Source organism: Bradyrhizobium sp. HKCCYLRH2015 (assembly GCF_051168215.1).
GTDB lineage: Bacteria > Pseudomonadota > Alphaproteobacteria > Rhizobiales > Xanthobacteraceae > Bradyrhizobium.
In genome coordinates, this window is record NZ_JBNPUO010000007.1 from 348,928 (window position 1) to 373,768 (window position 24,841).

General features: G+C 66.0%; 24 protein-coding genes and 1 tRNA gene. 10 read left to right on the forward strand and 15 right to left on the reverse strand.

Features of this window, described 5'->3' with window-relative positions:
- Positions 1–22: 22 nt before the first annotated feature.
- From ACQR1H_RS20435 to rpmI, 6 genes are all read right to left on the reverse strand, one after another.
- Positions 23–799, reverse strand: coding sequence for a sulfite exporter TauE/SafE family protein (locus tag ACQR1H_RS20435; RefSeq protein WP_315805630.1), 777 nt, complete (start codon positions 797–799; stop codon positions 23–25).
- Positions 796–3,204 carry a phenylalanine--tRNA ligase subunit beta gene (gene pheT / locus ACQR1H_RS20440; RefSeq protein ID WP_434908105.1) on the reverse strand — a complete coding sequence of 803 codons (2,409 nt, stop codon included), beginning with the start codon at positions 3,202–3,204 and terminating at the stop codon, positions 796–798. Before pheT ends, ACQR1H_RS20435 begins: the two co-directional genes overlap by 4 nt.
- Positions 3,201–3,698 carry an endonuclease domain-containing protein gene (locus tag ACQR1H_RS20445; protein WP_434908106.1) on the reverse strand — a complete coding sequence of 166 codons (498 nt, stop codon included), beginning with the start codon at positions 3,696–3,698 and terminating at the stop codon, positions 3,201–3,203. The genes pheT and ACQR1H_RS20445 overlap by 4 nt, the downstream gene beginning before the upstream one ends.
- 155 nt (positions 3,699–3,853) lie before the next feature.
- Positions 3,854–4,936, reverse strand: a complete 1,083-nt coding sequence (gene pheS, locus ACQR1H_RS20450) for a phenylalanine--tRNA ligase subunit alpha (protein WP_434887933.1) — start codon at positions 4,934–4,936, stop codon at positions 3,854–3,856.
- A gap of 155 nt (positions 4,937–5,091) precedes the next feature.
- Entirely contained in the window at positions 5,092–5,451 is a 360-nt protein-coding gene (rplT, locus tag ACQR1H_RS20455; RefSeq protein WP_012040570.1) for a 50S ribosomal protein L20, read from the reverse strand.
- A gap of 77 nt (positions 5,452–5,528) precedes the next feature.
- Entirely contained in the window at positions 5,529–5,729 is a 201-nt protein-coding gene (gene rpmI, locus ACQR1H_RS20460) for a 50S ribosomal protein L35 (RefSeq protein WP_008539890.1), read from the reverse strand.
- A gap of 261 nt (positions 5,730–5,990) precedes the next feature.
- On the opposite strand from rpmI, the gene ACQR1H_RS20465 reads away from it, so the two are divergent.
- The gene (locus ACQR1H_RS20465) at positions 5,991–6,371 is read left to right on the forward strand and encodes a hypothetical protein (RefSeq protein ID WP_315805634.1); all 381 of its coding nucleotides are present in this window, start codon (positions 5,991–5,993) and stop codon (positions 6,369–6,371) included.
- A gap of 94 nt (positions 6,372–6,465) precedes the next feature.
- Here the strand turns inward: ACQR1H_RS20465 and infC are convergent, their stop codons facing one another.
- Complete coding sequence (gene infC, locus ACQR1H_RS20470; protein WP_315805664.1) at positions 6,466–7,005, reverse strand: translation initiation factor IF-3; 540 nt, start codon at positions 7,003–7,005, stop codon at positions 6,466–6,468.
- Between the two features lie 327 nt (positions 7,006–7,332).
- Between infC and ACQR1H_RS20475 the strand changes: the two genes are divergently transcribed.
- The gene (locus tag ACQR1H_RS20475; protein WP_434908107.1) at positions 7,333–8,118 is read left to right on the forward strand and encodes an alpha/beta hydrolase; all 786 of its coding nucleotides are present in this window, start codon (positions 7,333–7,335) and stop codon (positions 8,116–8,118) included.
- Between the two features lie 11 nt (positions 8,119–8,129).
- Here the strand turns inward: ACQR1H_RS20475 and queG are convergent, their stop codons facing one another.
- Together queG and ACQR1H_RS20485 are read right to left on the reverse strand one after the other, a co-directional pair.
- The gene (queG, locus tag ACQR1H_RS20480; protein ID WP_434908138.1) at positions 8,130–9,314 is read right to left on the reverse strand and encodes a tRNA epoxyqueuosine(34) reductase QueG; all 1,185 of its coding nucleotides are present in this window, start codon (positions 9,312–9,314) and stop codon (positions 8,130–8,132) included.
- Positions 9,263–9,955: a glutathione S-transferase family protein gene (locus ACQR1H_RS20485; RefSeq protein ID WP_316182999.1), complete on the reverse strand. Its 693-nt coding sequence runs from the start codon at positions 9,953–9,955 to the stop codon at positions 9,263–9,265. The genes queG and ACQR1H_RS20485 overlap by 52 nt, the downstream gene beginning before the upstream one ends.
- A 357-nt stretch (positions 9,956–10,312) precedes the next feature.
- Here ACQR1H_RS20485 and ACQR1H_RS20490 point away from each other — a divergent pair, with 357 nt between their 5' ends.
- The gene (locus ACQR1H_RS20490; RefSeq protein WP_434908108.1) at positions 10,313–11,119 is read left to right on the forward strand and encodes an undecaprenyl-diphosphate phosphatase; all 807 of its coding nucleotides are present in this window, start codon (positions 10,313–10,315) and stop codon (positions 11,117–11,119) included.
- A gap of 126 nt (positions 11,120–11,245) precedes the next feature.
- On the opposite strand, the gene ACQR1H_RS20495 is transcribed toward ACQR1H_RS20490, so the two are convergent.
- On the reverse strand, positions 11,246–12,214 hold the full coding sequence (locus ACQR1H_RS20495) for a complex I NDUFA9 subunit family protein (protein WP_434893670.1): 969 nt from the start codon (positions 12,212–12,214) through the stop codon (positions 11,246–11,248).
- A gap of 224 nt (positions 12,215–12,438) precedes the next feature.
- Here ACQR1H_RS20495 and ACQR1H_RS20500 point away from each other — a divergent pair.
- Together ACQR1H_RS20500 and ACQR1H_RS20505 are read left to right on the forward strand one after the other, a co-directional pair.
- A tRNA-Leu gene (locus ACQR1H_RS20500) sits at positions 12,439–12,525 on the forward strand.
- Positions 12,526–13,661: 1,136 nt separating this feature from the next.
- Complete coding sequence (locus ACQR1H_RS20505; protein WP_434838713.1) at positions 13,662–14,393, forward strand: hypothetical protein; 732 nt, start codon at positions 13,662–13,664, stop codon at positions 14,391–14,393.
- 75 nt (positions 14,394–14,468) lie between these two features.
- Here ACQR1H_RS20505 and ACQR1H_RS20510 read toward each other — a convergent pair whose 3' ends face one another.
- The 5 genes from ACQR1H_RS20510 to ACQR1H_RS20530 form a co-directional block, all read right to left on the reverse strand.
- The gene (locus ACQR1H_RS20510) at positions 14,469–15,389 is read right to left on the reverse strand and encodes an NAD(P)-dependent oxidoreductase (protein WP_434838889.1); all 921 of its coding nucleotides are present in this window, start codon (positions 15,387–15,389) and stop codon (positions 14,469–14,471) included.
- Between the two features lie 139 nt (positions 15,390–15,528).
- Positions 15,529–15,957: a hypothetical protein gene (locus ACQR1H_RS20515; protein WP_434908109.1), complete on the reverse strand. Its 429-nt coding sequence runs from the start codon at positions 15,955–15,957 to the stop codon at positions 15,529–15,531.
- A 127-nt stretch (positions 15,958–16,084) separates the two neighbouring features.
- A complete protein-coding gene (locus ACQR1H_RS20520; protein ID WP_434838711.1) occupies positions 16,085–17,377 on the reverse strand; it encodes a TRAP transporter large permease in 1,293 nt (430 codons plus the stop codon).
- A complete protein-coding gene (locus tag ACQR1H_RS20525; RefSeq protein ID WP_434908110.1) occupies positions 17,368–17,913 on the reverse strand; it encodes a TRAP transporter small permease in 546 nt (181 codons plus the stop codon). Before ACQR1H_RS20525 ends, ACQR1H_RS20520 begins: the two co-directional genes overlap by 10 nt.
- Positions 17,914–18,023: 110 nt before the next feature.
- The gene (locus ACQR1H_RS20530) at positions 18,024–18,995 is read right to left on the reverse strand and encodes a TRAP transporter substrate-binding protein (RefSeq protein ID WP_316178966.1); all 972 of its coding nucleotides are present in this window, start codon (positions 18,993–18,995) and stop codon (positions 18,024–18,026) included.
- A 461-nt stretch (positions 18,996–19,456) separates the two neighbouring features.
- On the opposite strand from ACQR1H_RS20530, the gene ACQR1H_RS20535 reads away from it, so the two are divergent.
- From ACQR1H_RS20535 to rpoN, 5 genes are all read left to right on the forward strand, one after another.
- Positions 19,457–20,071 carry a ribonuclease D gene (locus tag ACQR1H_RS20535; RefSeq protein WP_315805644.1) on the forward strand — a complete coding sequence of 205 codons (615 nt, stop codon included), beginning with the start codon at positions 19,457–19,459 and terminating at the stop codon, positions 20,069–20,071.
- A 159-nt stretch (positions 20,072–20,230) separates the two neighbouring features.
- Entirely contained in the window at positions 20,231–20,932 is a 702-nt protein-coding gene (gene lptC, locus ACQR1H_RS20540; RefSeq protein WP_316215388.1) for an LPS export ABC transporter periplasmic protein LptC, read from the forward strand.
- Positions 20,933–20,936: 4 nt separating this feature from the next.
- Positions 20,937–21,623 (forward strand): LptA/OstA family protein, encoded by a 687-nt coding sequence (locus ACQR1H_RS20545; protein WP_434838709.1) that lies wholly within the window; start codon positions 20,937–20,939, stop codon positions 21,621–21,623.
- A gap of 354 nt (positions 21,624–21,977) precedes the next feature.
- Positions 21,978–22,991 (forward strand): LPS export ABC transporter ATP-binding protein, encoded by a 1,014-nt coding sequence (gene lptB, locus ACQR1H_RS20550; RefSeq protein ID WP_315805647.1) that lies wholly within the window; start codon positions 21,978–21,980, stop codon positions 22,989–22,991.
- A 210-nt stretch (positions 22,992–23,201) separates the two neighbouring features.
- On the forward strand, positions 23,202–24,836 hold the full coding sequence (gene rpoN / locus ACQR1H_RS20555; RefSeq protein ID WP_316178970.1) for an RNA polymerase factor sigma-54: 1,635 nt from the start codon (positions 23,202–23,204) through the stop codon (positions 24,834–24,836).
- Positions 24,837–24,841 lie beyond the last annotated feature (5 nt).

Consider the following 24,841-nt stretch of genomic DNA (forward strand, 5'->3'; position numbering starts at 1 on the left):
GGTCGGTCTCGTTGCGGGGAGGCTAGCCTCGCCCGAGCACGCCGTCGAGGGCCGGCAGGCCGGCGATGACGGCAATTGCGATCAGCACATAGCAGATGGCGCGGAACACCTGCTCGCTGGCGCGGCCGAACAGCGAAGCGCCGAACGCAACGCCAAGCGCGTAGACCGGCCCGATCAGCAGCGAGAGCTTCAGCGAATCCCAGGAGATCAGCCCGCTCATTGCGTAGCTCACCATCGCGAAGAAGTCCGATGCGCCGAAGAACAGCACGATGTTCGCTCGCGCGATCTTCGGCGGGATCGGGCGTCCCAGCCAGTAGCCGACGATCGGCGGGCCCCCGGTCTGCGCCAGTCCGCTGCAAAATCCCGAGATACAGCCGACAGCGACCGACAGTGCGGTGTACTCCCTGCCGCGATAGCGCCAGCCGGACAGCAGCAGCGCAAGCAGCGCGAGCACGAAACCGGTGATGATCCAGCGGACGGTGACCGGGTCCAGCCGGCTGAGGAAATAGGTGCCCACGGGCACGCCGACCAACGCGCCCGCAACGATCACCGCGGTGGCCCTGCGGTCGGCCTCGCGCCAGGCTGGCGCCACCATCGGGGCCATCGAGACGAAATCGATCACCAGCAGCAGCGGCGCGACCAGACGGGGCGTCGCAAAGCTGCTCGCGAGCGGCATGAAGATCAGCGCCGAGCCGAAGCCGGAGAACCCGCGCGCGGTCGCAGCAATAAAAGCTGTGATCGCCAGTGCGACCGTCGCGAACAGGCTGAGGTCGGCAGGGATGAGCCCGGACAGGCTCATCCGCGCAACGTGCCGCCGGTCTTCTTGGCGACGTCAGCGGTGATCTTCGCCGCGACGGCGTCGATCTCCTCGTCGGTCATGGTCTTGTCGCGTGGCTGCAGGGTCACGGCGATCGCGACCGACTTCTTGCCGTCCTCGATGCCCTTGCCCTCGTAGACGTCGAACACGGTAACATCCGTGATCAGCTTCTTGTCGACGCCCTGCGCGGCGCGCACGATGTCGCCGGCCTTGACCTTGCGATCGACGATGAAGGCGAAGTCGCGCGACACCGGCTGGAATGCCGAGAGCTCGAGCACCGGCTTGGCGCGGGTCGGCTTCGCCTTGGCGGCCGGAATGCGATCGAGGATGACCTCGAAAGCGACGAGCGGGCCGTCGACCTTCAGGGCCTCCAGCGTGCGCGGATGCAGCTCGCCGAAATGCCCGAGCACGTTCTGCGGTCCCATCTGGATGGTGCCGGAGCGACCCGGATGCATCCAGGCCGGACCGCCGGCAACGATCTGCAGCGACGCCATCGGCGCGCCGGCCGCCGCCAGCACGGCGAGCGCATCGGCCTTGGCGTCGTAGGCACTGGCCGGCTGCGATCCCGTCCAATGCCGGCCGAGTCCCTTCGCCGAGGCGATGCCACGGCGGATGCCGCTCGCGGCCACGAACTGATCCGTGGGGCCGTCGCCCTTGAAGACCTGCCCGACCTCGAAGATCGCCGCATCGCCGAAGCCGCGATCGGCGTTGGCCTGCACAGTCGCGATCAGGCCCGGCAACAGGCTCGGGCGCATGTCCGATAGATCGGCTGCGATCGGATTGGCGAGTGCGAGTTCGGCCTTGCCGCCGCCGAACAATTCGGCGGCCGGCTTCGAGATGAATGACCACGTCACGGCTTCGACCATGCCGCGTGCCGCCAACGCGCGCTTGGCGCGCCGCGTGCGCAATTGCAGCGGCGTCAGAACCGGCTTGCGCGGCGCATCGCCGCGCTCGAACGGCGTCATCGGCACCTTGTCGACGCCGACGATGCGCACGATTTCCTCGACGATGTCAGCCTTGCCGTGGACGTCGCTGCGCCAGGAGGGCACCGCGACCTTCACGACCGGGCCATTGCCTGCGACCACGAAGCCGAGATTCGTCAGGATCCGCCGCATCTCGGTCAGTGGCACCTCGATGCCCGCCAGCCGCTTCACCTCGGTGAGCGGGAAGTCGACGATGCGGTCATCGCCGAAGGGATTGCCGACGACGAGGGTTTCCGATGGCGTGCCGCCGCACAGGTCGAGCACCAGCCTGGTCGCCATCTCCAGGCCCGGCACCATGAAGGCCGGATCGACGCCGCGCTCGAAGCGGTAGCGCGCATCGGAGTTGATGCCGAGCTTGCGGCCGGTCTGGGCGATGTTGATCTCGTTCCACAGCGCCGATTCGATCAGCACGTCGGTGGTGTCTTCATCGCAGCCCGACGCCTCGCCGCCCATGATGCCGGCGAGCGATTCGACAGCGGCGTCATCGCCGATGACGCACATCGAATCGTCGAGCGTGTAGGTACGGCCGTCCAGCGCCAGCAGCGTCTCACCGTCGCGGGCGCGGCGGACGACCAGGTTGCCCTTGACCTTCTTGGCATCGAACACGTGCAGCGGACGCGCGCGGTCGAATGTCATGTAGTTGGTGATGTCGACGAGCGCGCTGATCGGGCGCAGGCCGATCGAGGTCAGGCGCTGCTGCAGCCATTTCGGCGACGGGCCGTTCTTGACGCCGCGCACCAGCCGCAGCGCGAAGCCGGGACACAGCTTCTCGTCTTCGAGCACGACTTTCACGGGACAGGGGAATTCGCCCTTCATCGGCTTGATGCCGGGGTCTTTCAGCTTACCCATGTCGGCGGCAGCGAGGTCGCGTGCGATGCCGTGCACGCCGGTGCAGTCCTGGCGGTTCGGCGTCAGATTGATCTCGAACTGGGGATCGCCGAGCCCGGCCCATTCGGCATAGGGGGTGCCGATCGGCGCATCCGCCGGCAGCTCCATGATGCCGTCGTGATCGTCGGAGATCTCGAGCTCGGCCGCCGAGCACAGCATGCCGCGGCTCTCGACACCTCTGATCGTGCCGACCGAGAGCGTGATGTTCTTGCCGGGGATGTAGGTGCCGGGCGGCGAGAACACCGACACCAGCCCCGCGCGCGCATTCGGCGCGCCGCAGACCACCTGCACCGGCGCGCCACCGTCACCGGTGTCGACCATGCAGACGCGCAGCCGGTCGGCGTTCGGGTGCTGCTCGGCGGAGACGACGCGCGCAATCCTATACGGCGCGAGCAGCTTCGCCTTGTCCTCGAGATGCTCGACCTCGAGGCCGATCATCGTGAGCTTGTCGGCGATTGTCTCGACCGACTCATCGGTGTCGAGATGGTCCTTCAGCCAGGACAGCGTGAATTTCATGGCTGCATGCCTCGGATCTTGCTGGTGTTTGTATCGTGAGTGTGGTCGTGTTCGCTGTCTTGGTCGCTTGCGACGCTCTCTCCGCTCCCTCCCCCCTTGTGGGGGAGGGGTGGGGAGGGGGGTAAGCCGCGGGCGCGGTCGGCAATGGCTTGGCGGATTGCCGCAACAACACCTTCCAGATTCGAGGTCACCTGCTCATTAGTGAAGCGGAGGACCTCGAAGCCTTCGGCTGCGAAGAAGGCGTCACGCACGGCGTCTCTTGCCTGCCGTTCGGTGAAATCGTGCGACTCGCCATCGAGCTCGATCACGAGCTTGGCCGAGAAGCAGGCGAAGTCTGCGATGTAGTTGCGAAATGGCACCTGGCGGCGAAAGCTGGCGCCGTCAATTCGGTCGGCCTTGATGTAGCGCCACAGCAGCGTCTCGGCGCGCGTCATCGCCTGGCGAAGTTGCTTCGCTCGGTTGCGCTGGCGGTTGCTGACAACGGCGTGCGGCATCCTGGGCTACCCCCCTCCCTGACCCTCCCCCACAAGGGGGGAGGGAACGGAGAGACCGATGGTTGTCGAAGTAAGAGCGCGCAGATCCCAGCCCTCCCCCGCAAGCGGGAGAGGGAGTCCTAGCGTTTGCTGGGAAACATTGGGGCCGACAATCGTCACGTGCTCAATCCCCCGGCCAGCGTCGGCACCTCCAGCGGCTTGAAGCCGTAATGCGACAGCCAGCGGACGTCGCCTTCGAACAGCTGGCGCAAATCGCTCATGCCGTATTTCAGCATCGCGATGCGGTCGATGCCCATGCCCCAGGCGAAACCCTGGTACTCGTCGGGATCAATGCCGCAGGCGCGCAGCACGTTCGGATGCACCATGCCGCAGCCGAGAATCTCCAGCCAGTCCTCGCCCTCGCCGAAGCGGATCTCGCCCTTGTCGCGGCGGCACTGGATGTCGACCTCGAGCGACGGCTCGGTGAACGGGAAGAACGACGGCCGGAACTTCATGTTGATGTGGTCGACCTCGAAGAACGCCTTGCAGAATTCGTGCAGGATCCATTTGAGGTGGCCGAGATGCGAGCCCTTGTCGATGACGAGGCCCTCGACCTGGTGGAATTGCGGCGTGTGCGTCGCGTCCGAATCGATGCGGTAGGTGCGGCCCGGACAGATCACGCGGATAGGCGGCTTCTGGCTCAGCATCGTCCGCACCTGCACCGGCGAGGTGTGGGTCCGCAGCAGCATGCGCGAGCCGTCAGGCTTAGGGTTGAAGAAGAAGGTGTCGTGCATCTCCCGCGCCGGATGGCCTTCCGGGAAGTTCAGCTTGGTGAAGTTGTAGTCGTCGGTCTCGACATCGGGGCCTTCCGCGATCGAGAAGCCCATGTCGGCGAAGATCGTGGTCAGCTCGTCCATCACCTGGCTGAGCGGATGGATGCGACCGGTGTCGGCCGGCGTGTCCTGCAGCGGCAGCGTGACGTCGATGGTCTCGGCGGCGAGGCGAGCATCGAGCGCCGCGGCCCTGAGCACCTCGCGGCGCGCGGTCAGCGCCTGCGTGACCTTGTCCTTGGCGAGGTTGATGGCCGCGCCCTGCGTCTTGCGCTCGTCCGGCGACATCTTGCCGAGCGTCGCCAGCAGCGCCGAGATCGAGCCCTTCTTGCCGAGCGCTGCGACGCGGACGGTTTCCAGCGCGGCTTCATCGCCGGCGGCGGCGATCTGGTCGAGGATCGAGGTTTCGAGCGAGGCGAGGTCGGACACGGGCAAAATCTCCGCGGGACAAAAGGCGGCTGGGTTGTCGCCGCGCGGGCGACAGGGGTCAAGCGAAAGCAGGCAAGCAATCGGCATGTCGCCGGATAGCAAAAAGCGGCCGAGAGCATCGGCCGCTTTTGAAACCCTCACGATGCGCTGGGCGATCAGGCGGCGAGCGCCGCCTTGGCCTTCTCAACGATCGCCTGGAACGCGGCGGGCTCGTTGATCGCGAGATCGGACAGCACCTTGCGGTCGACGGTGATGCCGGACTTCGAGAGGCCGTCGATAAATCGGCTGTAGGTCAGCTCGAACGGGCGCACGGCGGCGTTCAGGCGCTGGATCCAGAGCGCGCGGAAGGTGCGCTTCTTGCGCTTGCGATCGCGGAACGCATACTGGCCGGCCTTCTCGACGGCCTGCTTGGCGGTGCGGATCGTGTTCTTGCGGCGGCCGTAATAGCCCTTGGCGGCCTTGAAGACTTTCTTGTGCTTGGCGTGGGCGGTCACACCGCGTTTGACGCGAGACATGCCGGAAATCCTTGGATTCAGAGATGACGATCAGCCGCGGCTTTGAGGCGGCCAGGGGTTCGGAAGCGAGAGGCCGGTCAGGCGTTCGGCAAGAAGTACTTCTTGACGTTGTCGCCGTCGGTCTTGAACAGCACGCGGGTGCCGCGCAGCTGCCGGATCTGCTTCTTCGTCCGCTTGATCATGCCGTGGCGCTTGCCGCGCTGGGCGTGCATCACTTTGCCGGTGGCAGTCACCTTGAAGCGCTTTTTGGCGCCGGATTTGGTCTTCAGCTTGGGCATTTGGCTCTCCTTGATGCCAACGGCAAGCCGCCCGCAAAAGCGGCGCCATCCGGCGAAAATGCTCGTTAGAGCGTTGGTTGTGCTCAGGTTTCGGGTCCAAACGAGGATCCACCCGCACAGAAACATCGCCACGGCAGCCCTTGATCAGCCGGGCGACGAAGGCCGCGCTTATGCCAGAGACAAAGCCAGTTGGCAACGTCGAACCACGGAATCGGCTATTCCGACCCATGATCAGCCGACCATGACAGTCGAGGATCGACCATGACCCGCCTCATTCGCCGCGCCATCTCCGCCGCCCTTACGACCGCGCTGCTGACGGGCCTCGCAGGCCTGCCGGCGAGGCCTGCGCACGCTGCCGGCTTCGATGGCGCCTGGACCGTGCTGATCATTACCGAGGCCGGCAGTTGCGACCAGGGCTACAGCTTCCCGATCCGGATCAGCAGGGGCCGGGTCCTCTCGAACAGCACCGCCAACATCACCGGCTCGGTTGGCCGCGGCGGCGCCGTCACCGTGCGGGTATCCCAGGGTGGCGCCTCGGCCAGTGGCACCGGCCGGCTCGGCGCCACCTCAGGTTTCGGTCGCTGGAGCGGCAAAGGCTCGTCCGGAACCTGCCGGGGGCGGTGGCAGGCGACGCGGTCCTGACCCCGGCCCGCAAGAGCGGTCCTGGCGGGCGCCCTCAAGAGAAAAGCCCGCCAAACGCGTGGCGGGCCCGGCTTCAGGTGTCGGTGTGCTGGACCTAGCGCGGCGCCAGAACCATGACCACCTGACGGCCCTCGAACCTGGCGTCCTGCTCGACCTTGGCGAACGCTGCGACGTCGGACTTCACCTTGTCGAGCAGCTTGGTGCCGATCTCCTGGTGCGCCATTTCGCGGCCGCGATAGCGCAGCGTGATCTTGACCTTGTCGCCCTCTTCGAAGAACCGCTGCATTGCGCGCATCTTCACGTCGTAATCGTGGTCGTCAATCATCGGGCGGAGCTTGATCTCCTTGATCTCGACGACCTTCTGCTTCTTGCGGGCCTCGGCGGCCTTCTTCTGCGCCGAATATTTGTACTTCCCGTAGTCCATGATCTTACAGACGGGAGGCGTGTTGTTCGGCGAAATCTCGACCAGATCCATGCCGGCGTCAGCGGCCATCTTGATCGCGACAACGGTCTCGACGACACCACGGTTGGTGCCTTCGGCATCGATCAGCTGGATCTGCGCATTGCGAATCTCATCATTGGTGCGCGGCCCGTCTTTGACGGCAGCGGGCGGGGCTCGATTGGGGCGGCGAATGGGTAGTTCTCCAAGGTTGTGGAAGAAGGCGGCTAGTTTGAAGGAAGATGCTTTCGCGGGCAAGGTCGCAACTGTCCGGTGCGTCGAAATTCCGCCCGGCCGTCGCGGCTCCTGCGACGCATGCGCGAGACTCGTGCGTCGATGCATTCCCCCAAGGAAGCCACACGGCCGAGAATTGCGATCAAACTCGCGCTTTTTCGGGCCCTCGTGGTTCCGCCGGGGGACATAGAGTGCGCCGCGCGCTTTCGCAAGCGGCAGCGTCAAGCTTGGCCGATTGACGGAAACGGCCGGTTCGCCCACACAACACCCGACAGCGAGTAACGATCCATGAACCCTGCTGCAGAGAATGCCGATCCGCCTGTCTTCATCACCGTCGGCCCGGGCGAATCGTCGCGCCGGATCGCGGTGCGGGCGCGGCCAGGCCATCCGCCCGGGCTGTTCTGGCTCGGTGGCTTCAATTCCGACATGAAAGGCACCAAGGCACTGGCCCTCGATGCCTGGGCCGCCGGGCGCGGCCGCGCCTGCGTCCGCTTCGACTATTCCGGGCACGGCGAATCCGGCGGACGCTTCGTCGACGGCACGATCAGCCGCTGGCTCGAGGAGAGCGTTGCCGTGTTCCGGCAATTCTGCCGCGGACCGCAGGTCGTGGTCGGCTCCTCGATGGGCGGCTGGATGGCGCTGCTGCTGGCGCGCGCGCTGCTCGATGAGCCGGCCGAAGCGACGCTGGCGGGCCTGGTCCTGATCGCCCCGGCGCCCGATTTCACCGAGGAGCTGATGTGGAAGGGCTTCTCGCCGGCGGTCCGGACCGAGATCGAGACCAACGGCGTCTGGATGCGCCCGTCGGAGTACGGCGAGCCCTATCCCATCACCAGGGCGCTGATCGAGGACGGGCGTCATCATCTCCTGCTCGGCGGTGCCATCAAGATCGGCTGCCCGGTGCGCATCCTGCAGGGCGCGCAGGACCCGGACGTCCCCTGGCAGCATGCGTTCGCGCTGACCCACCGCCTGCCCGCCGAAGACGTGGTGCTGACCATGATCCAGGACGGCGACCACCGGCTGTCGCGTCCGCAGGACATCGCGCGCATGCTGGCCGCCGTTGGCGAGATGGGCTGAGGCGGCCTGCTTCAGCATCCGGCCTGCCATTCCGCGCGGACGCTCGCGTCGGCCTCTGACGTCAGCGCCGCCTTTGCCCGTCGCGCGTAAGCGGCGTCGTCGAGCAGCCAAGCGAGCGCCCAGGCGGCGGCACCGCGCACCAGCGGACTCGGATCGGAGGCCAGCCGCTCGGCGGACGGCGTCAGCGCCACATCGCCGGAGTTGCCGATCGCGATCAGCACGTTGCGCAGGAAGCGGTCGCGGCCGATGCGCTTGATCGGCGATTTCGCGAACAGCGCGCGGAACGCGGCATCGTCGAGCGCGGCCAGCTCCGCCAGTGAAGGCGCGCGCAACGCGTCGCGCGCCGCCAGCTTCGCCTCACGTCCAGCCTGCGCGAACTTGTTCCACGGACAGGCGGCGAGGCAGTCATCGCAGCCGTAGATGCGATTGCCCATGGCCTTGCGGAACTCGCGCGGGATCGGCCCCTTGTTCTCGATCGTCAGATAGGAGATGCAGCGCCGTGCATCGAGGCTGTAGGGGGCCGGGAAGGCCGCGGTCGGGCAACTGTCGAGGCAGGCCCGGCAGGAGCCGCAATGATCGAGCTCCGGCGCATCCGGCGGCAGGTCCAGCGTGGTGTAGATGGCGCCGAGGAACAGCCAGGAGCCGAAGCCTGATGACACCAGGTTGGTGTGCTTGCCCTGCCAGCCCAGCCCGGCCGCTTCGGCCAGCGGCTTCTCCATGACGGCCGCGGTGTCGACGAACACCTTCACGTCACAGCCGGCCCGCGCGACCAGCCAGCGCGCGAGTGCCTTGAGGTTCTTCTTGATGATGTCGTGATAGTCGTCGCCGCGGGCATAGACCGAGATCGCGGCGCGGCCGCGCTGGGCGAGGACGGCGCGCGGGTCCTCGTCGGGGCCGTAATTGACGCCCAGCATGATCACCGAGCGGACCTCGCTCCACAGCGTCTTCGGATCGGTGCGGCGGGACGGCTCGCGCGCCAGCCAGTCCATGTCGCCGTGCTGGCCGGCGGCGAGGAAGCGTTCGAACGCGGCGGCCCGCTCGGCGCTCACGACCGGGGCGGTGAGACCGATGACATCGAAGCCCAGCCGCTGCGCCTCGGCGGCCAGCGCCGCCTTCAACGTCTCCGGCGTGGGCCTATCGGCGCTCAGAAGTCCAGATCCACATAGGTGCGCGACGCCGGCACGCCGGCCAGCCAGTCGCTCAGCAGCGGCCGGAACGACGGCCGCGACTTCACCCGCGCGTACCACGCCTTCGCGGCGTCGTCCTCGATCCATGGCACGTCGCCCAGATAGTCGATCGCCGACAGATGCGCGGCGGCGGCCAAATCAGCATAGGTCAGGCGGTCGCCGGCCAGGAAATTGCGCCGCTGCGCCAGCCAGCCGATATAGGCGAGATGATAGCGCACATTGGTCTTGGCGGCGCGAATCACGTCGGTCGACGGCGGCCCGCCGCCATCCTCCTCGCTCATGAAGCGCTTGTAGATGCGCTCGGTGACCAAGAGGTTCGAGGCCTCCTCGAAGAACTTGGTGTTGAACCAGTCCATCAGCCGGCGCACCTCGATGCGCTCGGCCGCCGTGCCCGGCATCAGCCGGCGATCGCCCATCTCAAGCCCGCAGGTCTCATCGATGAATTCGGCGATCACGCCGACACCGGGCACCGGCGGCAGGCCTTCGACCGACAGCACCGGCGTGGTGGCCGCGGGATTGAGCACGAGAAACGCCTCGCGGCGCTCCCAGGCGCGTTCCTCCACCAGGCGCAGATCGAGCCCGTATTCGCCGAGCACCAGCCGGACGAAGCGTGAATGCGGGCAGAAGGGATGGTGGAAGAGCGTGTACATGGAGCCTTTCGACGATTCCGCGGCTGCGGCGCTTAACGAACAATCAACCATCGGTTCGCACCGATGCCTCGTCCCGATACCGGCGCGCGGTTGCGCTCGCGAATCGGAGCATTAGCGCATGGTCGGCGAAAGTGTAAGCAGTAGGGCGACGGGTCAGCATGCGGGAAACGACGTTCGGGGAACACGCGTCGGTGAGCTGGATCGGCCCTCCGGACCCGTCGCGTTCTGATTCGTAAGCTGCGCTCACGCGCCGGTTCATTCATCCGATAGGACCGCCCATGCCGTTTTTTGCAATTGCGGGCGGGGGCCGAATAGGCGAGAAGGGCGGCGTTTTGCCGGCAATCCAGGATCCGATCCATGATGTCAGATACGCTGCGGGCGGTGCTTCTCGGCATCATCGAGGGCGTCACCGAGTTTCTTCCGGTATCCTCGACCGGCCATCTCTTGCTGGCGGAGCGCTTCTTCGGGCTCGGTGACGAGGGGTTCTGGAAGAGTTTCGCGATCCTGATCCAGCTCGGCGCCATCCTCGCCATCGTCGCGCTGTACTTCTTCAAGCTCACCCGCGTCGCGATCGGCGCGCTGACGAACCCTGACGACCGCCGCTTCATCATCGGCGTGCTGGTCGCCTTCCTGCCCGCGGTCGTTGTCGGCCTCATCGCCGGCAAGTACATCAAGGCGCTCCTGTTCGATCCCTGGGTGGTGTGCTTCTCGCTGATCGTCGGCGGCGCCATCCTGCTGTGGGTCGATCAGATCGATCTCAAGCCGCGGGAGCACGACGCCACGCGCTATCCGCTGATGATGTATCTGTGGATCGGCGTCGCGCAGTGCCTGGCGATGATCCCCGGCGTGTCGCGCTCCGGCGCCACCATCGTGGCGGCGATGCTGCTCGGCGGCGACAAGCGCTCGGCGGCGGAATTCTCCTTCTTCCTGGCGATCCCGACCATGGTCGGCGCCTTCGTCTACGACTTCTACAAGAGCCGCGCCGAGATGACGTCCGATCACCTCGGCCTGATCGCGATCGGCTTCGTCGTGTCCTTCATCACCGCGATGATCGTGGTGAAGGCGTTCCTCGGCTACGTCACCCGCCATGGCTTCGTGCTGTTCGCCTGGTGGCGCGTCATCGTCGGCACGATCGGCCTGATCGCGCTGGCCCTCGGCAAGTAAGTCGGCCCGTCTCTCTCCGCTCGTCATTGCGAGCGCAAGCGCAGCAATCCAGTGTGGTGGGCGGGACTCTGGATTGCTTCGTCGCTTCGCTCCTCGCAATGACGGCGTTTAGCAGGGGGGCCCTTCTTACGCGTTCTTGCGCTGGAACTGCCCGGCGGGACGGAAGCGCCAGAGATATTGCGGGGCGACCGCCTCGAGTGAATCCGGCGTGATGCCCAGGCCCTGAAAAGTCAGGCCGGCCGCCTTCGCCGCCTCCGACACGACGTTGTCGTGGCGCAGCAGCTCGACCTGGTCGGGCGTCAGCTTCAGCGGCCCCGGCGCGAACTGCAGGAAGGTTGCCTTCATCTTCGCCAGTCCGAACGGCACCGGCAGCAGCGCGCGGTCGCGGTCGGTGATCTCGAGGATGATTTTCAGGATCTCCCGGAAGCTCAGCACTTCGGGCCCGCCGAGCTCGTAGGTGGCGCCCGGCTGCGCCTTGCCGTCGACCGCATCGGCCACTGCTGACGCGACGTCGCCGACATAGACCGGCTGCATCTTGGTCTCGCCGCCGCCGATCAGCGGCAGGAACGGCGAGATCCGCGCAAGCCCCGCAAAGCGGTTGGTGAACTGGTCCTCGGGGCCGAACACGACCGAAGGGCGCATGATCACGGCCTCGGGGACCGCCGCCAGCACGGCGGCCTCGCCGGCCGCCTTGGCGCGGGCGTAAGCAGACGCCGACTCCGCATCGGCGCCGATGGCCGAGACATGCACCATGCGGGCGCCGGCCGCGGCGGCCGCCTTGGCGACGGTGGCGGCACCCTCGGCCTGCACGGCCTCGAAGGTCTGCGCGCCGCTCTCGGTCAGGATGCCGACGAGGTTGATGGCGACATGGCTGTCGCGCAGCGCTGATGCCACCGAGTCGGGATAGCGCAGATTGGCCTGTACGGCGTGGATCTGACCGACCCGGCCGAGCGGCTGCAGGTGGCCGGCGAGCTCCGGCCGCCGCACCGCGACGCGGATGCGGTAGTCGCGCTTGGCCAGCGCCCGGACCACGTTGCGCCCGACGAAGCCGGAGCCGCCGAAGACGGTAACCAATGTGTCCAGATTCGATGCCATGGAATGCTTCCTGGGATTGCATCGGGCGGTCGGGCCGCCTCGACGAGAGGGCTCTGAGCGGCGATTCGCACCCCGCGGGCCGCCATCCTGGCCCGCTGTATAGCCCATCGTCCGCACCGCGGAAAAGTGGCCGTGTTTTTGCGCATGGCGTGAGAAAAATTGTCATCTTGGGCGTTCAGCGGTTTGACAAGCCGCCGTTCGATCCGTACACACCGCCTCCACATGCCCAGGTGGCGGAATTGGTAGACGCGCTGGCTTCAGGTGCCAGTGGCTTAACGGCCGTGAAGGTTCGAGTCCTTTCCTGGGCACCACGCTTCGCTCTTCGAGCTTCGCGTGGCGCCGCCGAGCTAAGGCTCGGTTTTGATTTTTCCCCGACATCGCTGTAGCTCCGAAGTCGCCGGACCACGCATCCCGTCGGTCGCAGACACGCTTCGCCGCGCATCGGCGGCTTTCGCCGTGAGCTCCGGTTCGGCCATGCCAACACCTCGTGTCATTCTCGATCTCGCCGCAGCGACGGTCAGATCCCCTCCCCCTTGCGGCGAGGGGTTGGGGGTGGGGGTCCGCACGCTCCGCTGCAAATGAGGCGCACGTCGCTTCTCTTGCTTCAGAGAGGTGGTGCCTGTCGCTTGCTTCATCGCCCGGAGACCCCCACCCCCGACCCCTCCCCGCAAGGGGGAGGGGAGTGGACCGAGACCTTGGTGAGACTTTGATCCGATCGCGTAACGAAGAAAGGCAAGGCGCCTCCTGCACGAAGATGCATCTGTGTCAGTCGTCCTCATCGTCTCGGATCTCGTGCGCTTCTCGGAAATCATTCTGGACGAGCCTCCTCAACCTCGCGACGCATCCGCGCCCGAGTCATGCTGATCGTCTCGCCCTCCAAATCATGAGGGCGCAGGGAAGGCCGGGTGCCGACCGCACCCATGGCCCGCCAGCGGAAGAAAATGCTGGCGGCAGGAACCACAGGTACGCGCCGGAGCATCCGGCCCGCCCTGCGCAACGGTTTTAACGGCTGCTTCGCGTTCTCCCTGGTGCGCCGGGCTTGTTGGCCACCATCCCCCACGCAATGCGCCAGCATTGCGCCAGGTTGATATCAGCGTCGGGATATCAGGACCGCGCGACTTGACCGTGCGTGCATCGCCGTTCGTCCGCGCGATTAGCTCACGCTGCGTCGACACACGCCCATCGCATCCCACTGCCAACGTCTCGTGACGGTCGCGACACGCCCCTCATGCGGCAGCAGGGACGCGCGGAAATGTGCAGCTGATTTGCCCGACGGTGCAAGCGGGAATACTGCGACAGACTGGCACGACGGGCAGTTCGTGCATGGGAGGTAAGCTAACAACTCCACCGTCATTGCGAGCGCAGCGAAGCAATCCAGGGCTCCGGGCGTCGCCCTGGATTGCTTCGTCGCTTCGCTCCTCGCAATGACCGTGGCTGGGATCGTGCCGTGAACCGCTGGGATGAGATCTGCAACTTGCCCGTGTTATTGGTCTGCAAGATCACGACGCGGGATCGTGTATATAGAGGTTGGGCTAATCATAGCTGGATCGTCACGATCTGGCAGATGATCGCAACATCGAACAGGATCGTCATGGCGGATCACCTCGTTGTCGGCCTCTCGGCCTGGATCATCCAGGACGGCAATTACGGTGATTTCACGCGCGGCGACCGCACCGCGTTCGCGCTCGAATTCTGGGCGCAGCCGCCACCGACGCGAGTCGAACCGCGAGACGAGATCATCGCCTCAATGGCGCATCGCGGAAGTGCGATATATGAAGTCGTCGCGCGCGTTGTTCATGTTGCCGAGGATTGGTGGGCGATCGACGTCGGCGTTCTTGTGTATCAGTACAGCAGGCCACCGGACTCTGCGCAGCCCGGCGCCTGGCTGCGGGGAAACGTCTTCATCGGGATCGATCCATTTCTCTATTTCGAGGACTGCGGCCGCCGGCCTGGCGCGCCCGCGCTGGTCTACGAATGGAGCATCGACAAGATCGAGATTGAGACCGCGCCATTCGTAGAAGTGAGCCCGCGGCGATTTGAGCGTGATGCCAGTCAGCTCGGCTGGCGGGAGGTCGCCGCGACGACAGCCTGGGAAGACGACTCGGGCATGGGAGACTATTTGCTCCATTGCACGCTGCTCGCCGGCCCTCGTTTGCCTCGCAGCAAGGATCTGCCGTAGACGCGCGACCTAGTCGCTGCGAAGCATGTTGCTGGCGCGACCTCGTTGTCAGCGAGGCAAAGTCCGACGTCCAGGTCACTCCGTGCGTGACGCCGCGATCACGCGCGCCAGCACGGGCCAATACAGATCGCCATACCCCGCCTCAATCGCCTCTCCGAGACGTCGGTCCGCGAGCTCCGCGCCCGGCAGATCGATCTGCACGGACCTGGCGAGATCCAGCGCGTAGCCGATGTCCTTGCGCGCATATTCGGTCGAGAATGCGCGCTCGGGAAATGTGTCCGGCAGCATTGCCTTCATGCCGTGGTTGCGCAGCGCGAAGCTGTCGGCGGAGCCCTTCGCGAGGGTCTCGAACAGCAGCTTGGGATCGAGGCCCGCACGCTTGGCGGTCTCCAGCGCCTCGCCGAGCGCGACCACGGTCTGCATCAGCACCATGTTGTTGAGGATCTTCACGACCTGGCCGGCGCCGACGCCCCCGCAATGGGTGATGTCGGTCGCGAACAGCGCGATCAGCGGCCGCAGCCGTTCGAACGTCGCCGCGTCGGCCCCGACCATCACGCTCAGCGTGCCGTCCTCGGCCGCCTGCCGGGTGCGGGCGATCGGCGCATCGGCGAAGGCCGCGCCCTTGGCGGCGAAACGGGCGGCGAGCTCCCGGCTGGCCTGCACCGGCGAGGTGCCGAGGTCGACGATGGTGTGGCGCGCCTCGACATGGCGGAGCAGGCCGTCATCGCCGTCGCACACGGCCTGGACATGCTTGCCGCTCGGCAACGCCATGAAGATCAATTCGGCCTCCCGCGCCAGCTCCGCGAGCGACGCGGCCCTGATGACGCCGACCTCGGCGAGCCGCTCCAGCGGGGCGTCCGCACGATCGAAGCCGAACACCGTGGCGCCGGACTTCCGCGCCAGATTGCGGCAGATCGGCTCGCCCATGACACCCAGACCGATGAATCCGATCGCCGCCATTGCAAGCTCCCTTTCATTCGGACCTGCCTGTCCGATCGACCATGGTGCCGCTCTGCGGGGCAGCCCAGTCCAGATCCGGATAGTCGTCTGAATATTCGCCGGTGTCGATCGAGCAGACGATCCTGCCGCTCTTGCCGGCAGCACGGACCTCGTTGCCGAGTTTGCGATCTGACCGTCAGGGGAGCGAATCCGGTTGGTCCTTGCCTTCGGGACCGCGGGACTTGCGAAAAGGATACACCGTGATGCCGATGGCTGCGCCGAGCGTTGCGATGCGCAGCAGCAGGTCGGCGGAGATCGTGGTCTCAAGCGCGGGGAATTCGCGGCCGCCCTCGAAGCCGTAGGAAAAGGTGCGCGACGTGCAGCCGTTCCACAGCGCCCTCGCGGGTTGGGGCAGCGATTCGATCAGCGTCAGGAATTGCTCGGTGCATGTGGTCGGATCGGGGGATTCTGTCGTGTTGATCTCCAGGACCAACAGAAACTCCCGCTCATGCTCCGCATGATGCAGAATGTACACGCTCTGATCCAGATACGCGATCAGCGGCGTGAAGTCGAATGTCGACTTCAACGCCAGATCGAGATTCAGGAAATGCGAGAGTGCGGCCATCCTCGCTCACGCGGATTGCTGTGGAGACAGGTGTCGAGTGTACCGCGAGCAGTCGCGGCAGGTCGAGGCCGAACGCATCGGGATGCGGCGGAGGATCGCCGGCCGAAGCCGGCGATCCTCGGGACGGCTATCCCTTATACCCCATCAACAGCCGCGGCAGCCAGAGCGAGAAGGCCGGCACGTAGGTCACGAACATCAGGGCGGCGATCAGGGCGGCGTAGAACGGCAGGATGGTGCGCATGACGGCGCCGACTGAGATGCCGCCGATGGCGCAGCCGACGAACTGCGTGGTGCCGACCGGCGGGGTGTTGAGGCCGAGCGCGCAGTTGATCAGCATCAGCATGCCGAACTGCACGGGATCCATGCCGGCCTTCATCGCGATCGGCAGGAAGATCGGCGTGCAGATCAGGATGGTCGCCGCCATGTCCATGAAGGTGCCGAGCAGGAACAGGATGACGTTGATCAAGAGGAAGATCATCCAGGGCTGCGTCGAGACCTTGCTCATCAGGTCGCCGGCGAAATCGGCGACCTCGTAAAGTCCCATCAGGTACTGGAACATGGTGGAGACGCCGATCAGCAGCAGCACGACGCCGGTGGTCTTCACCGCCTTGGCGGCGGCGCGCAGGAAGTTGCCCAGGGTCATCGTGCGGTAGATGAAGAACGTCAGCAGGATCGTGTAGGTCACCGCGACGGCCGCGGACTCCGTGGCGGTGAAGACGCCGGACAGGATGCCCGTCAGGATGATGCCGACGATCAGAAGGCCGGGCAGCGCCGCCGCGAACGAGCGGAAAACTTCCGCCCAGCCTGGAAACTTGCCGGCGGGATAGCCGCGCTTCACGGCGACCGCATAGGCGGCCACCAGCATGCAGACCATCAGCACCATCGCCGGCAGGAGGCCCGCGGCGATCAGCGCGCCGATCGACACCTTGCCGCCGGCGGCCAGCGCATAGATGATCATGTTGTGGCTGGTCGGCATCAACGCGCCGACCAGCGAGGCGTGGGTGGTGACGTTGACGGCGTAGTCGGTGTCGAACCCTTCCTTCTTCATCATCGGGATCATCACCGCGCCCATCGCCGAGACGTCGGCGACGGGTGAGCCGGAGACGCCGCCGAACAGCGTGCAGGCGACGACGTTGGACATGCCGAGTCCGCCGCGGATGTGGCCGACGAGGTTCTTGGCGAGCTGCACGATCTTGTCGGCGACGCCGCCATGCAGCATCAGCTCGCCGCTGAACACGAAGAACGGGATGGCGAGGAACGAGAAGATGTTCATCCCCGACATCATCTGTTGGAAGATGACGGCGACCGGCAGGCCTTCATACAGAATGGTGCAGATCGCGGAGAGGCCGATGGCGAAGGCGACGGGGACGCCGAGGATGAGAAAGCCGAAGAACGTGACGCCGAGAATGATCAGTTCCATGACGGGATGACCTCTTCACCGCGCAGGAGAGCAATGATGTGCTCGATCGAGAAGGAGACGATCAGGAGCCCGGAGACGACCAGCGGGACGTAGCGGACGAGCTCGGGCAGGCCGAGATTGGCGATCTTCACGGTGCCGACGGAGGCGCCGAGGATCCAGCCGTTGTAGGCCATGGCGATGCCGAACAGGGCGACCAGCACGTGAATCACGATCTCGATCTTCTCGCGCGTCGAGTCCGGCAGCATCACGAGGAGACTATCCATGCCGATATGTCCGGCGTCGCGGACGCCGACGGCGCCGCCGATCAAGGTGACATAGAGGATCAGGACCAGCGCCAGGTTCTCGGTCCAGGTCGGGCTGGAGTTCAGCACGTAGCGGCCGAACACCTGGTAGAACACGATGGTGACGATGACGAGCAGGCCGGCGACGGACAGATACATGCCCAGCCGCGCGATGACGGCGTTGATCCGCGTCAGCGGGCCGCGTGACGGGCGTCTCTCCCCATGCTCGTGGTCGCCGACATGTGGGTCTGTCATTCCCGTCCCTCCCCTGGCCTTCCTCCGGCGCCGCCTGAGGGCGACGCCGGAGCGTATGATTGTTGTTCTTGGTAGATGTCTTTGAAGTCGCGATTGTTACGTCGCCACTCTTACTTGGTATCCTGGATGCGCTTGACGAGACTCGAGAGCTTCTCGTCGCCGGCGAACTTCTGGTAGACCGGCTTCATCGCGTCGACGAATTCCTGCTTGTTGGCGATCGTCACGACCTGGACGCCGGCGGCCTCGACGGCCTTGCGGGAGGTCTGCTCGCGCTCGTCCCACAGCTTGCGCATGACCGGCACGGAGTCCTTGGCCGCCTTGCGGATCATCGCCTGATCCTCCTTGCTCAAGGTGTCCCAGACCTTCTTGGACATCACCAGGACTTCGGGCGCCAGCGAGTGCTCGGTGACGTTGTAGAACTTGGCGGCCTCGAAATGGCGCGAGGATTCGTAGGACGGCCAGTTGTTCTCGGCGGCGTCGACGAGGCCGGTCTTGAGCGCGGTGTAGACCTCGCCATAGGGCATCGGCGTCGGGTTGGCGCCGAGGCTCTGGATCATGCCGACCCAGAGGTCGGACTGCTGGACGCGGATCTTCAGGCCCTTGAGGTCGGCGAGCGACTTGACCGGCGCCTTGACGGTGTAGATCGAGCGCGCGCCGCTGTCATAATAGGCGAGGCCGATCAGGCCGGCGGGCTCCATGGCGGCCAGGATCTCGTCGCCGATCGGCCCGTCCAGCACGGTGCGCATGTGCTGGGTGTCGCGGAACACGAAGGGCAGGCACAGCGCGACGGTCTCGGGCACGAAATTGTTGAGCGGCGAGGAGTTGATGCGCATCATGTCGAGCGCGCCGATCTTGAGCTGCTCGATCGTGTCCTTCTCGGAGCCCAGCGCCCCGTTCGGAAACACCTTGACGCCGAGCTTGCCGCCGCTCGCCGCCGCGAGCTGCTTGCCCATGAACTTGACGGCTTCGACGGTCGGATAATCGGCGGGGTGCACGTCGGCGGAGCGGAAATCGCGCGCGGTCGCCAAGGGCGACGAGACCGCCAGCACAGCGGCCGCAATGATACCTGTAAGTGCCTTCATCCTGGCTTCCTCCTCATGTGATTATGTCGTTGTCGGCAGATGCTGCGGCCGCCTTGGGTCGCTGCACTTCAGATGCGAAGTCATGCGACAATATCACGCGTACGGCCAGTGGCATTTTCTGTCCAAGCCAAAGGCGGCATCGATCAATGCAAGAGTTGCATCGATCGCTTGGGTGCGATCTGGCGCGATGCAACCGGCGGGTCGACCGCCTCATGAGGAGGGCGCCGCCTCGACCGGCCGCGTGACACCTGCCGGCGCCAGCTCGGATGCGATCACCTTGCCCCGTCCGGCCCTTGCGCCCGGGCGGCGGGGCTGGCATTCCCACGGCTGATCTCCGGACCGGCCCGGCGCGTTTGCCGGTTGGTTACCAGCGCCGGGCTACAGCCGGTTCCCGAGCGCTTCCCGCGGCGTTGCTCCGGCCCGTCGCGTCCGATTTCGATTCGACCGAGGTTTTGAGAGCCATGACCGTACGCCTGCACCGCGGCGACCTGCCCGATCTTTCCCGCTACACCTCGTCGGTCGCGATCGACACCGAGACGATGGGGCTCAATCCGCACCGCGACCGGCTGTGCGTGGTGCAGCTGTCGCCCGGCGACGGCTCGGCCGATGTGGTGCAGATCCCGAAGGGGCACACCGACGCGCCGAACCTGAAGGCGCTGCTCGGCAACCCGGACATCACCAAGATCTTCCACTTCGCGCGCTTCGACGTCGCGGCGCTGTTTCACGCGTTCGGGGTGATGCCGCAGCCGGTGTACTGCACCAAGATCGCCTCGCGGCTGGCGCGCACCTATACCGACCGCCACGGCCTCAAGGATCTCGTGCGCGAGCTGCTCAATGTCGATCTCTCCAAGCAGCAGCAGTCGAGCGATTGGGGCGCAGATACGCTCAGCGAGCCGCAGCTCGCTTATGCCGCCTCCGACGTGCTGCACCTGCATGCCCTGCGCGAGAAGCTCGACGTGATGCTCGCGCGCGAAGGGCGGCTGGCGTTGGCGCAGGCCTGCTTCGCGTTCCTGCCCCACCGGGCCACCCTCGATCTGGGCGGATTCGAGGCCGAGGACATCTTCGCGCATTCCTGACGGGGGCGAATCGCAGACGTGTTCACGATCATTAATGTCTCGTAATGATCGCGAGGCCCTTGCGTCGCGATTTCGCGCCAGTTCCAGGCTGCAATGGTGGGGCCCCCCATGGTAGGATGGGCGCTGTTTCGCGCGCATCCCGTGTCCGTCGGAGCCCTGGTGAACTCGGTCCACAACCCCGCCTATGATCCCACCCTGCAGGCGCGCTTTGCGGTCGCGGCGCGCCACAGCCGTTTCGTGCGCGTGCTGCGGGTCGCGGTGCCGGCGGCGGTCGGACTGGCGATGGCGGTCGTGATCGGCATCGCGCTGTTCAATCCGTTCCACATGGAGATCAACACCCCCAATCTCACCGGCAACCTCGTCATTTCCGGCCGCAAGATCACGATGGAGACGCCGCATCTGACCGGCTTCACGCCGGACCAGCGGCCCTATGATCTCGTCGCCCGGAGCGCGGTGCAGGACCTCACCGATCCCGATCACGTCGAGCTCAACATCCTCCGCGCCAAGGTGCTGATGGAGGATCAGTCGACGGTGACGTTGAAGGCCAATACCGGCGTGTTCGACACCAAGCAGCAGCAGCTCGAGCTGAAGAAGGACATCCTGCTGACGACGTCGACGGGCTACGAGGCGCGGCTGAGCCGGGCCTCGGTCGACATGGCCAAGGGCACCGTGAGCTCGGACGAGCGCGTCGACGTCAAGCTCACCAACGGGACGCTTTCCGCCGACCGCCTGCGCATCACCGACAATGGCGAGGTCATCCGCTTCGAGGGCAACGTGATGATGAACCTCGACAACATGAATGCCGCTCCGGCCACGACCGCGAGCGCCGATCCCGGCCGTCCGGCCCGCAACGTGAAGTGAGCTCATGACGACGTATCGTTTGATTGCCGCGGTCCGGCGCGGCGCCTCGTTCGGTGCGCTGGCGCTGATCGCGTTCGCCGATCCGCTGCAGGCGCAGAGCGCGACCACCGGGGTGCCGAACGCGCTGCAGGGATTTTCGCAGAACCGCGACCAGCCGATCCAGATCGAGGCCGCTGCGCTCGAGATGCGCGACAAGAAGAAGGAGGCGACCTTCACCGGCAACGTCAAGGTCGTGCAGGGCGATACCACCATGACCTCGAAGTCGCTGGTGGTGTTCTACGACGGCGGCGCCCAGCCGGGCGGCGCCAAGTCGACCAAGGCCACGCCGGCGGCGACGCCGGGGCCGGACGGCAGCTCGGCGATTCGCCGGTTGGAGGCGCGCGGCGACGTCAAGGTGACCCAGAAGGATCAGGTCGTGACCGGCGAGACCGCGGTCTACGACACCAAGACCAACATGATCTCGATGCAGGGCGGCGTGGTGCTGACCCAGTGCAAGAACGTGATGCGTGGCGACCGCTTGACGGTGGACATGACCACGGGCGTGTCGCGCGTCGAATCCGACAGCGGGCGCGGCGTGCAGGTGCTGCTGCCGCAGGCCGGCGCCGGCGCGGGCGGCGGCTGCGGTCCGTCGACCGCCTCGGCTCCGGGCAGCGCCGCGCCGCTGCAGCTCGGTCCAGGCAAATCGAAGTGACTTCAATTATTTAGCAAAACGCCGGCGGCCCAGTTGAACCGCGCCGCTGCTGCCTCTATCTAGCGGGCGGGCGGTTCTGTCGCAGGACCGATGTAACGGGAGGCCGTGGAGCCCGTTGCATGGCTGCGAAAGAGTGATGCCGGACACGATTGCGATCTTGCGATCGGTCGCCTGCGTGGCGACCGCGACTTCGCCGTCAGACGACAAACTCCGAAGCGCGGCCTGCCGCGCTTTGGCCGGCCTCGCGCTCCCTGTGATCCGCGAGAGAGGTGAGATGCGTTCGCTCGCGGTGAGCGGGCGAGCCAGCGCTGCGGTCGGTGACGGGCAGCCTCGAAGGGCGTAAGCGAAGCGGGGATGGTGGATCTACTCGGCATGTTTCGTGGGCGTCCCGCCAAGCGCGGCCAGCGAGGCTCCTCGCGCCGGCGCGACGACATCACGGCCATGGACGATCCGTTCGGCAATTCCTACAGCGATGATCCGCTCGCCGCGCTCGCCGACTCCGTGCGCGATGAAACGGTGCCACGCATCAATCCGCGCTCGCCGCAGAACACCGAGCAGATCCAGCGCAAGCGGCCGGCCTCACAGCCGGCACCGGCCAAGCCGCGCAACAATGGCGCAGGCGGTGGCCCGCAATTGCTGCGCCGGCCGGGCTTCCTGGCCGTGCATTCGATCGAGAAGAGCTTTGGCAGCCGCCAGGTCGTGCGCGGCGTCTCGATCTATGTCCGCCGTGGCGAGGCGGTCGGGCTGCTTGGGCCGAACGGCGCGGGCAAGACCACCGTGTTCTACATGATCACCGGCCTGATCAAGGCCGATCGCGGCGCCATCGAGCTCGATGGCCATGACGTGACGCGGCTGCCGATGTATCAGCGCGCGCGGCTCGGCATCGGCTACCTGCCGCAGGAGGCCTCGATCTTCCGCGGCCTCACCGTCGAGCAGAACATCCGCGCCGTGCTCGAGGTGGTCGAGCCGTCGCGCAAGAAGCGCGAGCGCGAGCTCGACGCGTTGCTGGAAGAGTTCACCATCACGCGGCTGCGCAAGTCGCCGTCGATCGCGCTGTCCGGCGGCGAGCGTCGCCGCGTCGAGATCGCGCGCGCGCTGGCCACGCGCCCGAACTACATGCTGCTCGACGAGCCGTTCGCCGGCATCGATCCGATCGCGGTCGGCGACATCCAGCAGCTGGTGCGCCATCTCACCAACCGCGGCATCGGCGTGCTCATCACCGACCACAATGTCCGCGAGACGCTCGGCCTCACCGATCGTGCCTACATCGTCTATGCGGGGCAGATTCTCACCGAAGGCAGCCCGGAGGAGATCGTCGCCGATCCCGACGTGCGCCGGCTGTATCTCGGTGAGGAATTCCGGCTGTAGGGTTGCCGACGCGCTGTTTGTCCGCTTTGTCGGACACGGGACGGGTCGCGGAAACGCTGCGAATACCGCTGTTTCCAACTGCTTTGCGAGGCCGGTAACCTCGTCTTCCGCGCGCGCCATACTCCCTTTTTCTTATTCGTCAAGCCGTGTACATCGCGCGCAGATTAGGATAAGCAAGAATTGGACCAGTAAGGGAATGTTCTTGCTCCCATGGCGTTGACGCAGAGATTAGAATTCCGCCAGTCGCAGTCGCTGGTGATGACGCCGCAGCTGATGCAGGCGATCAAGCTGCTGCAATTGTCCAATCTCGACCTCTCCACGTTCGTCGAAGAGGAGCTGGAGCGCAACCCGCTGCTGGAGCGCGCGAGCGACGGTCCGGAAGCGCCGGTCGCCGGCGAGCAGCAGATGTCCGAGCGGGCCGAGTTCTCGGAAGGTGGCGAGGCCGGCGGCGACGATTTCGGCGAGGGCGCGAGCGGCGGCGAGAGCTTCGAGGGCGCCCAGGACGACTGGATGAGCCGCGATCTCGGCACCCGTACGGAGATCGAACAGACGCTCGATTCCGGGCTCGAGAATGTGTTCTCCGAAGAGCCCGCCGAAGCGGCCGCGCGGACCGCGCAGGACGCCGCGCCGACCACCTACACCGAATGGGGCGGTGGCGCCTCCGGTGATGAGGACTACAATCTCGAAGCCTTCGTCGCGGCCGAGACCACGCTGTCGGATCATCTCGCCGAGCAGGCGGCGGTGGCCTTCACCGCGCCGGCCGACCGCATGATCGGCCAGTATCTGATCGATCTCGTCGACGAGGCCGGCTATCTGCCCGCCGATCTCGGCCAGGCCGCCGACCGGCTCGGCGCCGAGCAGGCCGACGTCGATGCCGTGCTCGGCGTGCTGCAGACGTTCGATCCGCCCGGCATCTGCGCCCGCAATTTGAGCGAATGTCTCGCAATCCAGCTGCGTGAGCTCGACCGCTACGATCCGGCGATGCAGGCGCTCGTCGAGCACCTCGATCTCCTGGCCAAGCGCGACTTTGTCGCCCTTCGCAAGCTGTGCGGCGTCGACGACGAGGACCTCGTCGACATGATCGGCGAGATCCGCAGGCTCGATCCGAAGCCGGGGCTGAAGTTCGGCACCACGCGCACACAGACCATGGTGCCCGACGTCTACGTCCGCCCGGGTCCCGACGGCGGCTGGCTGGTCGAGCTCAACAGCGACACGCTGCCGCGCGTCCTGGTGAACCAGCACTATTACTCCGAGCTGTCGAAGACGATCCGCAAGGACGGCGACAAGTCCTACTTCACCGACTGCCTGCAGAACGCGACGTGGCTGGTGCGTGCGCTCGATCAGCGCGCCCGCACGATCCTGAAGGTCGCGACCGAAATCGTGCGCCAGCAGGACGGCTTCTTCACCCACGGCGTCGCGCATCTGCGGCCGCTCAACTTGAAGGCCGTTGCGGATGCGATCCAGATGCATGAATCGACCGTGTCGCGCGTCACCGCCAACAAATACATGGCGACCAATCGCGGCACGTTCGAGCTGAAATATTTCTTCACCGCCTCGATCGCATCGGCCGATGGCGGCGAGGCGCACTCGGCGGAAGCCGTGCGCCATCACATCAAGCAGCTGATCGATGCGGAAGATCCCTCCGCAATTCTCTCCGACGACACCATCGTCGAGAAGCTGCGGACCGCCGGCATCGACATCGCCCGCCGCACGGTCGCGAAATACCGGGAGGCGATGCGGATCCCGTCCTCGGTGCAGCGCCGCCGCGACAAGCAGAGCATGCTGGCGCATGCCCTGTCGGCCCCCGCCAGCGCCGACCGCACCCGGGATGCCGCGTCAGTTTGACCGTG

Excerpts from the sequence above, each read along its gene's own strand:
- pheT (WP_434908105.1), bottom strand. The coding sequence starts at position 3,204 with ATGAAATTCACGCTGTCCTGGCTGAAGGACCATCTCGACACCGATGAG.
- ACQR1H_RS20515 (WP_434908109.1), bottom strand. The coding sequence starts at position 15,957 with ATGGCCGCACTCTCGCATTTCCTGAATCTCGATCTGGCGTTGAAGTCG.
- rpmI (WP_008539890.1), bottom strand. The coding sequence starts at position 5,729 with ATGCCCAAGCTGAAGACCAAATCCGGCGCCAAAAAGCGCTTCAAGGTG.
- ACQR1H_RS20535 (WP_315805644.1), top strand. The coding sequence starts at position 19,457 with ATGACCGTACGCCTGCACCGCGGCGACCTGCCCGATCTTTCCCGCTAC.
- ACQR1H_RS20525 (WP_434908110.1), bottom strand. The coding sequence starts at position 17,913 with ATGACAGACCCACATGTCGGCGACCACGAGCATGGGGAGAGACGCCCG.
- ACQR1H_RS20445 (WP_434908106.1), bottom strand. The coding sequence starts at position 3,698 with ATGCCGCACGCCGTTGTCAGCAACCGCCAGCGCAACCGAGCGAAGCAA.
- ACQR1H_RS20530 (WP_316178966.1), bottom strand. The coding sequence starts at position 18,995 with ATGAAGGCACTTACAGGTATCATTGCGGCCGCTGTGCTGGCGGTCTCG.
- ACQR1H_RS20485 (WP_316182999.1), bottom strand. The coding sequence starts at position 9,955 with ATGTACACGCTCTTCCACCATCCCTTCTGCCCGCATTCACGCTTCGTC.
- ACQR1H_RS20435 (WP_315805630.1), bottom strand. The coding sequence starts at position 799 with ATGAGCCTGTCCGGGCTCATCCCTGCCGACCTCAGCCTGTTCGCGACG.
- rplT (WP_012040570.1), bottom strand. The coding sequence starts at position 5,451 with ATGTCTCGCGTCAAACGCGGTGTGACCGCCCACGCCAAGCACAAGAAA.
- ACQR1H_RS20465 (WP_315805634.1), top strand. The coding sequence starts at position 5,991 with ATGACCCGCCTCATTCGCCGCGCCATCTCCGCCGCCCTTACGACCGCG.
- rpoN (WP_316178970.1), top strand. The coding sequence starts at position 23,202 with ATGGCGTTGACGCAGAGATTAGAATTCCGCCAGTCGCAGTCGCTGGTG.
- lptB (WP_315805647.1), top strand. The coding sequence starts at position 21,978 with ATGGTGGATCTACTCGGCATGTTTCGTGGGCGTCCCGCCAAGCGCGGC.
- ACQR1H_RS20490 (WP_434908108.1), top strand. The coding sequence starts at position 10,313 with ATGATGTCAGATACGCTGCGGGCGGTGCTTCTCGGCATCATCGAGGGC.
- ACQR1H_RS20495 (WP_434893670.1), bottom strand. The coding sequence starts at position 12,214 with ATGGCATCGAATCTGGACACATTGGTTACCGTCTTCGGCGGCTCCGGC.
- ACQR1H_RS20520 (WP_434838711.1), bottom strand. The coding sequence starts at position 17,377 with ATGGAACTGATCATTCTCGGCGTCACGTTCTTCGGCTTTCTCATCCTC.
- ACQR1H_RS20475 (WP_434908107.1), top strand. The coding sequence starts at position 7,333 with ATGAACCCTGCTGCAGAGAATGCCGATCCGCCTGTCTTCATCACCGTC.
- ACQR1H_RS20545 (WP_434838709.1), top strand. The coding sequence starts at position 20,937 with ATGACGACGTATCGTTTGATTGCCGCGGTCCGGCGCGGCGCCTCGTTC.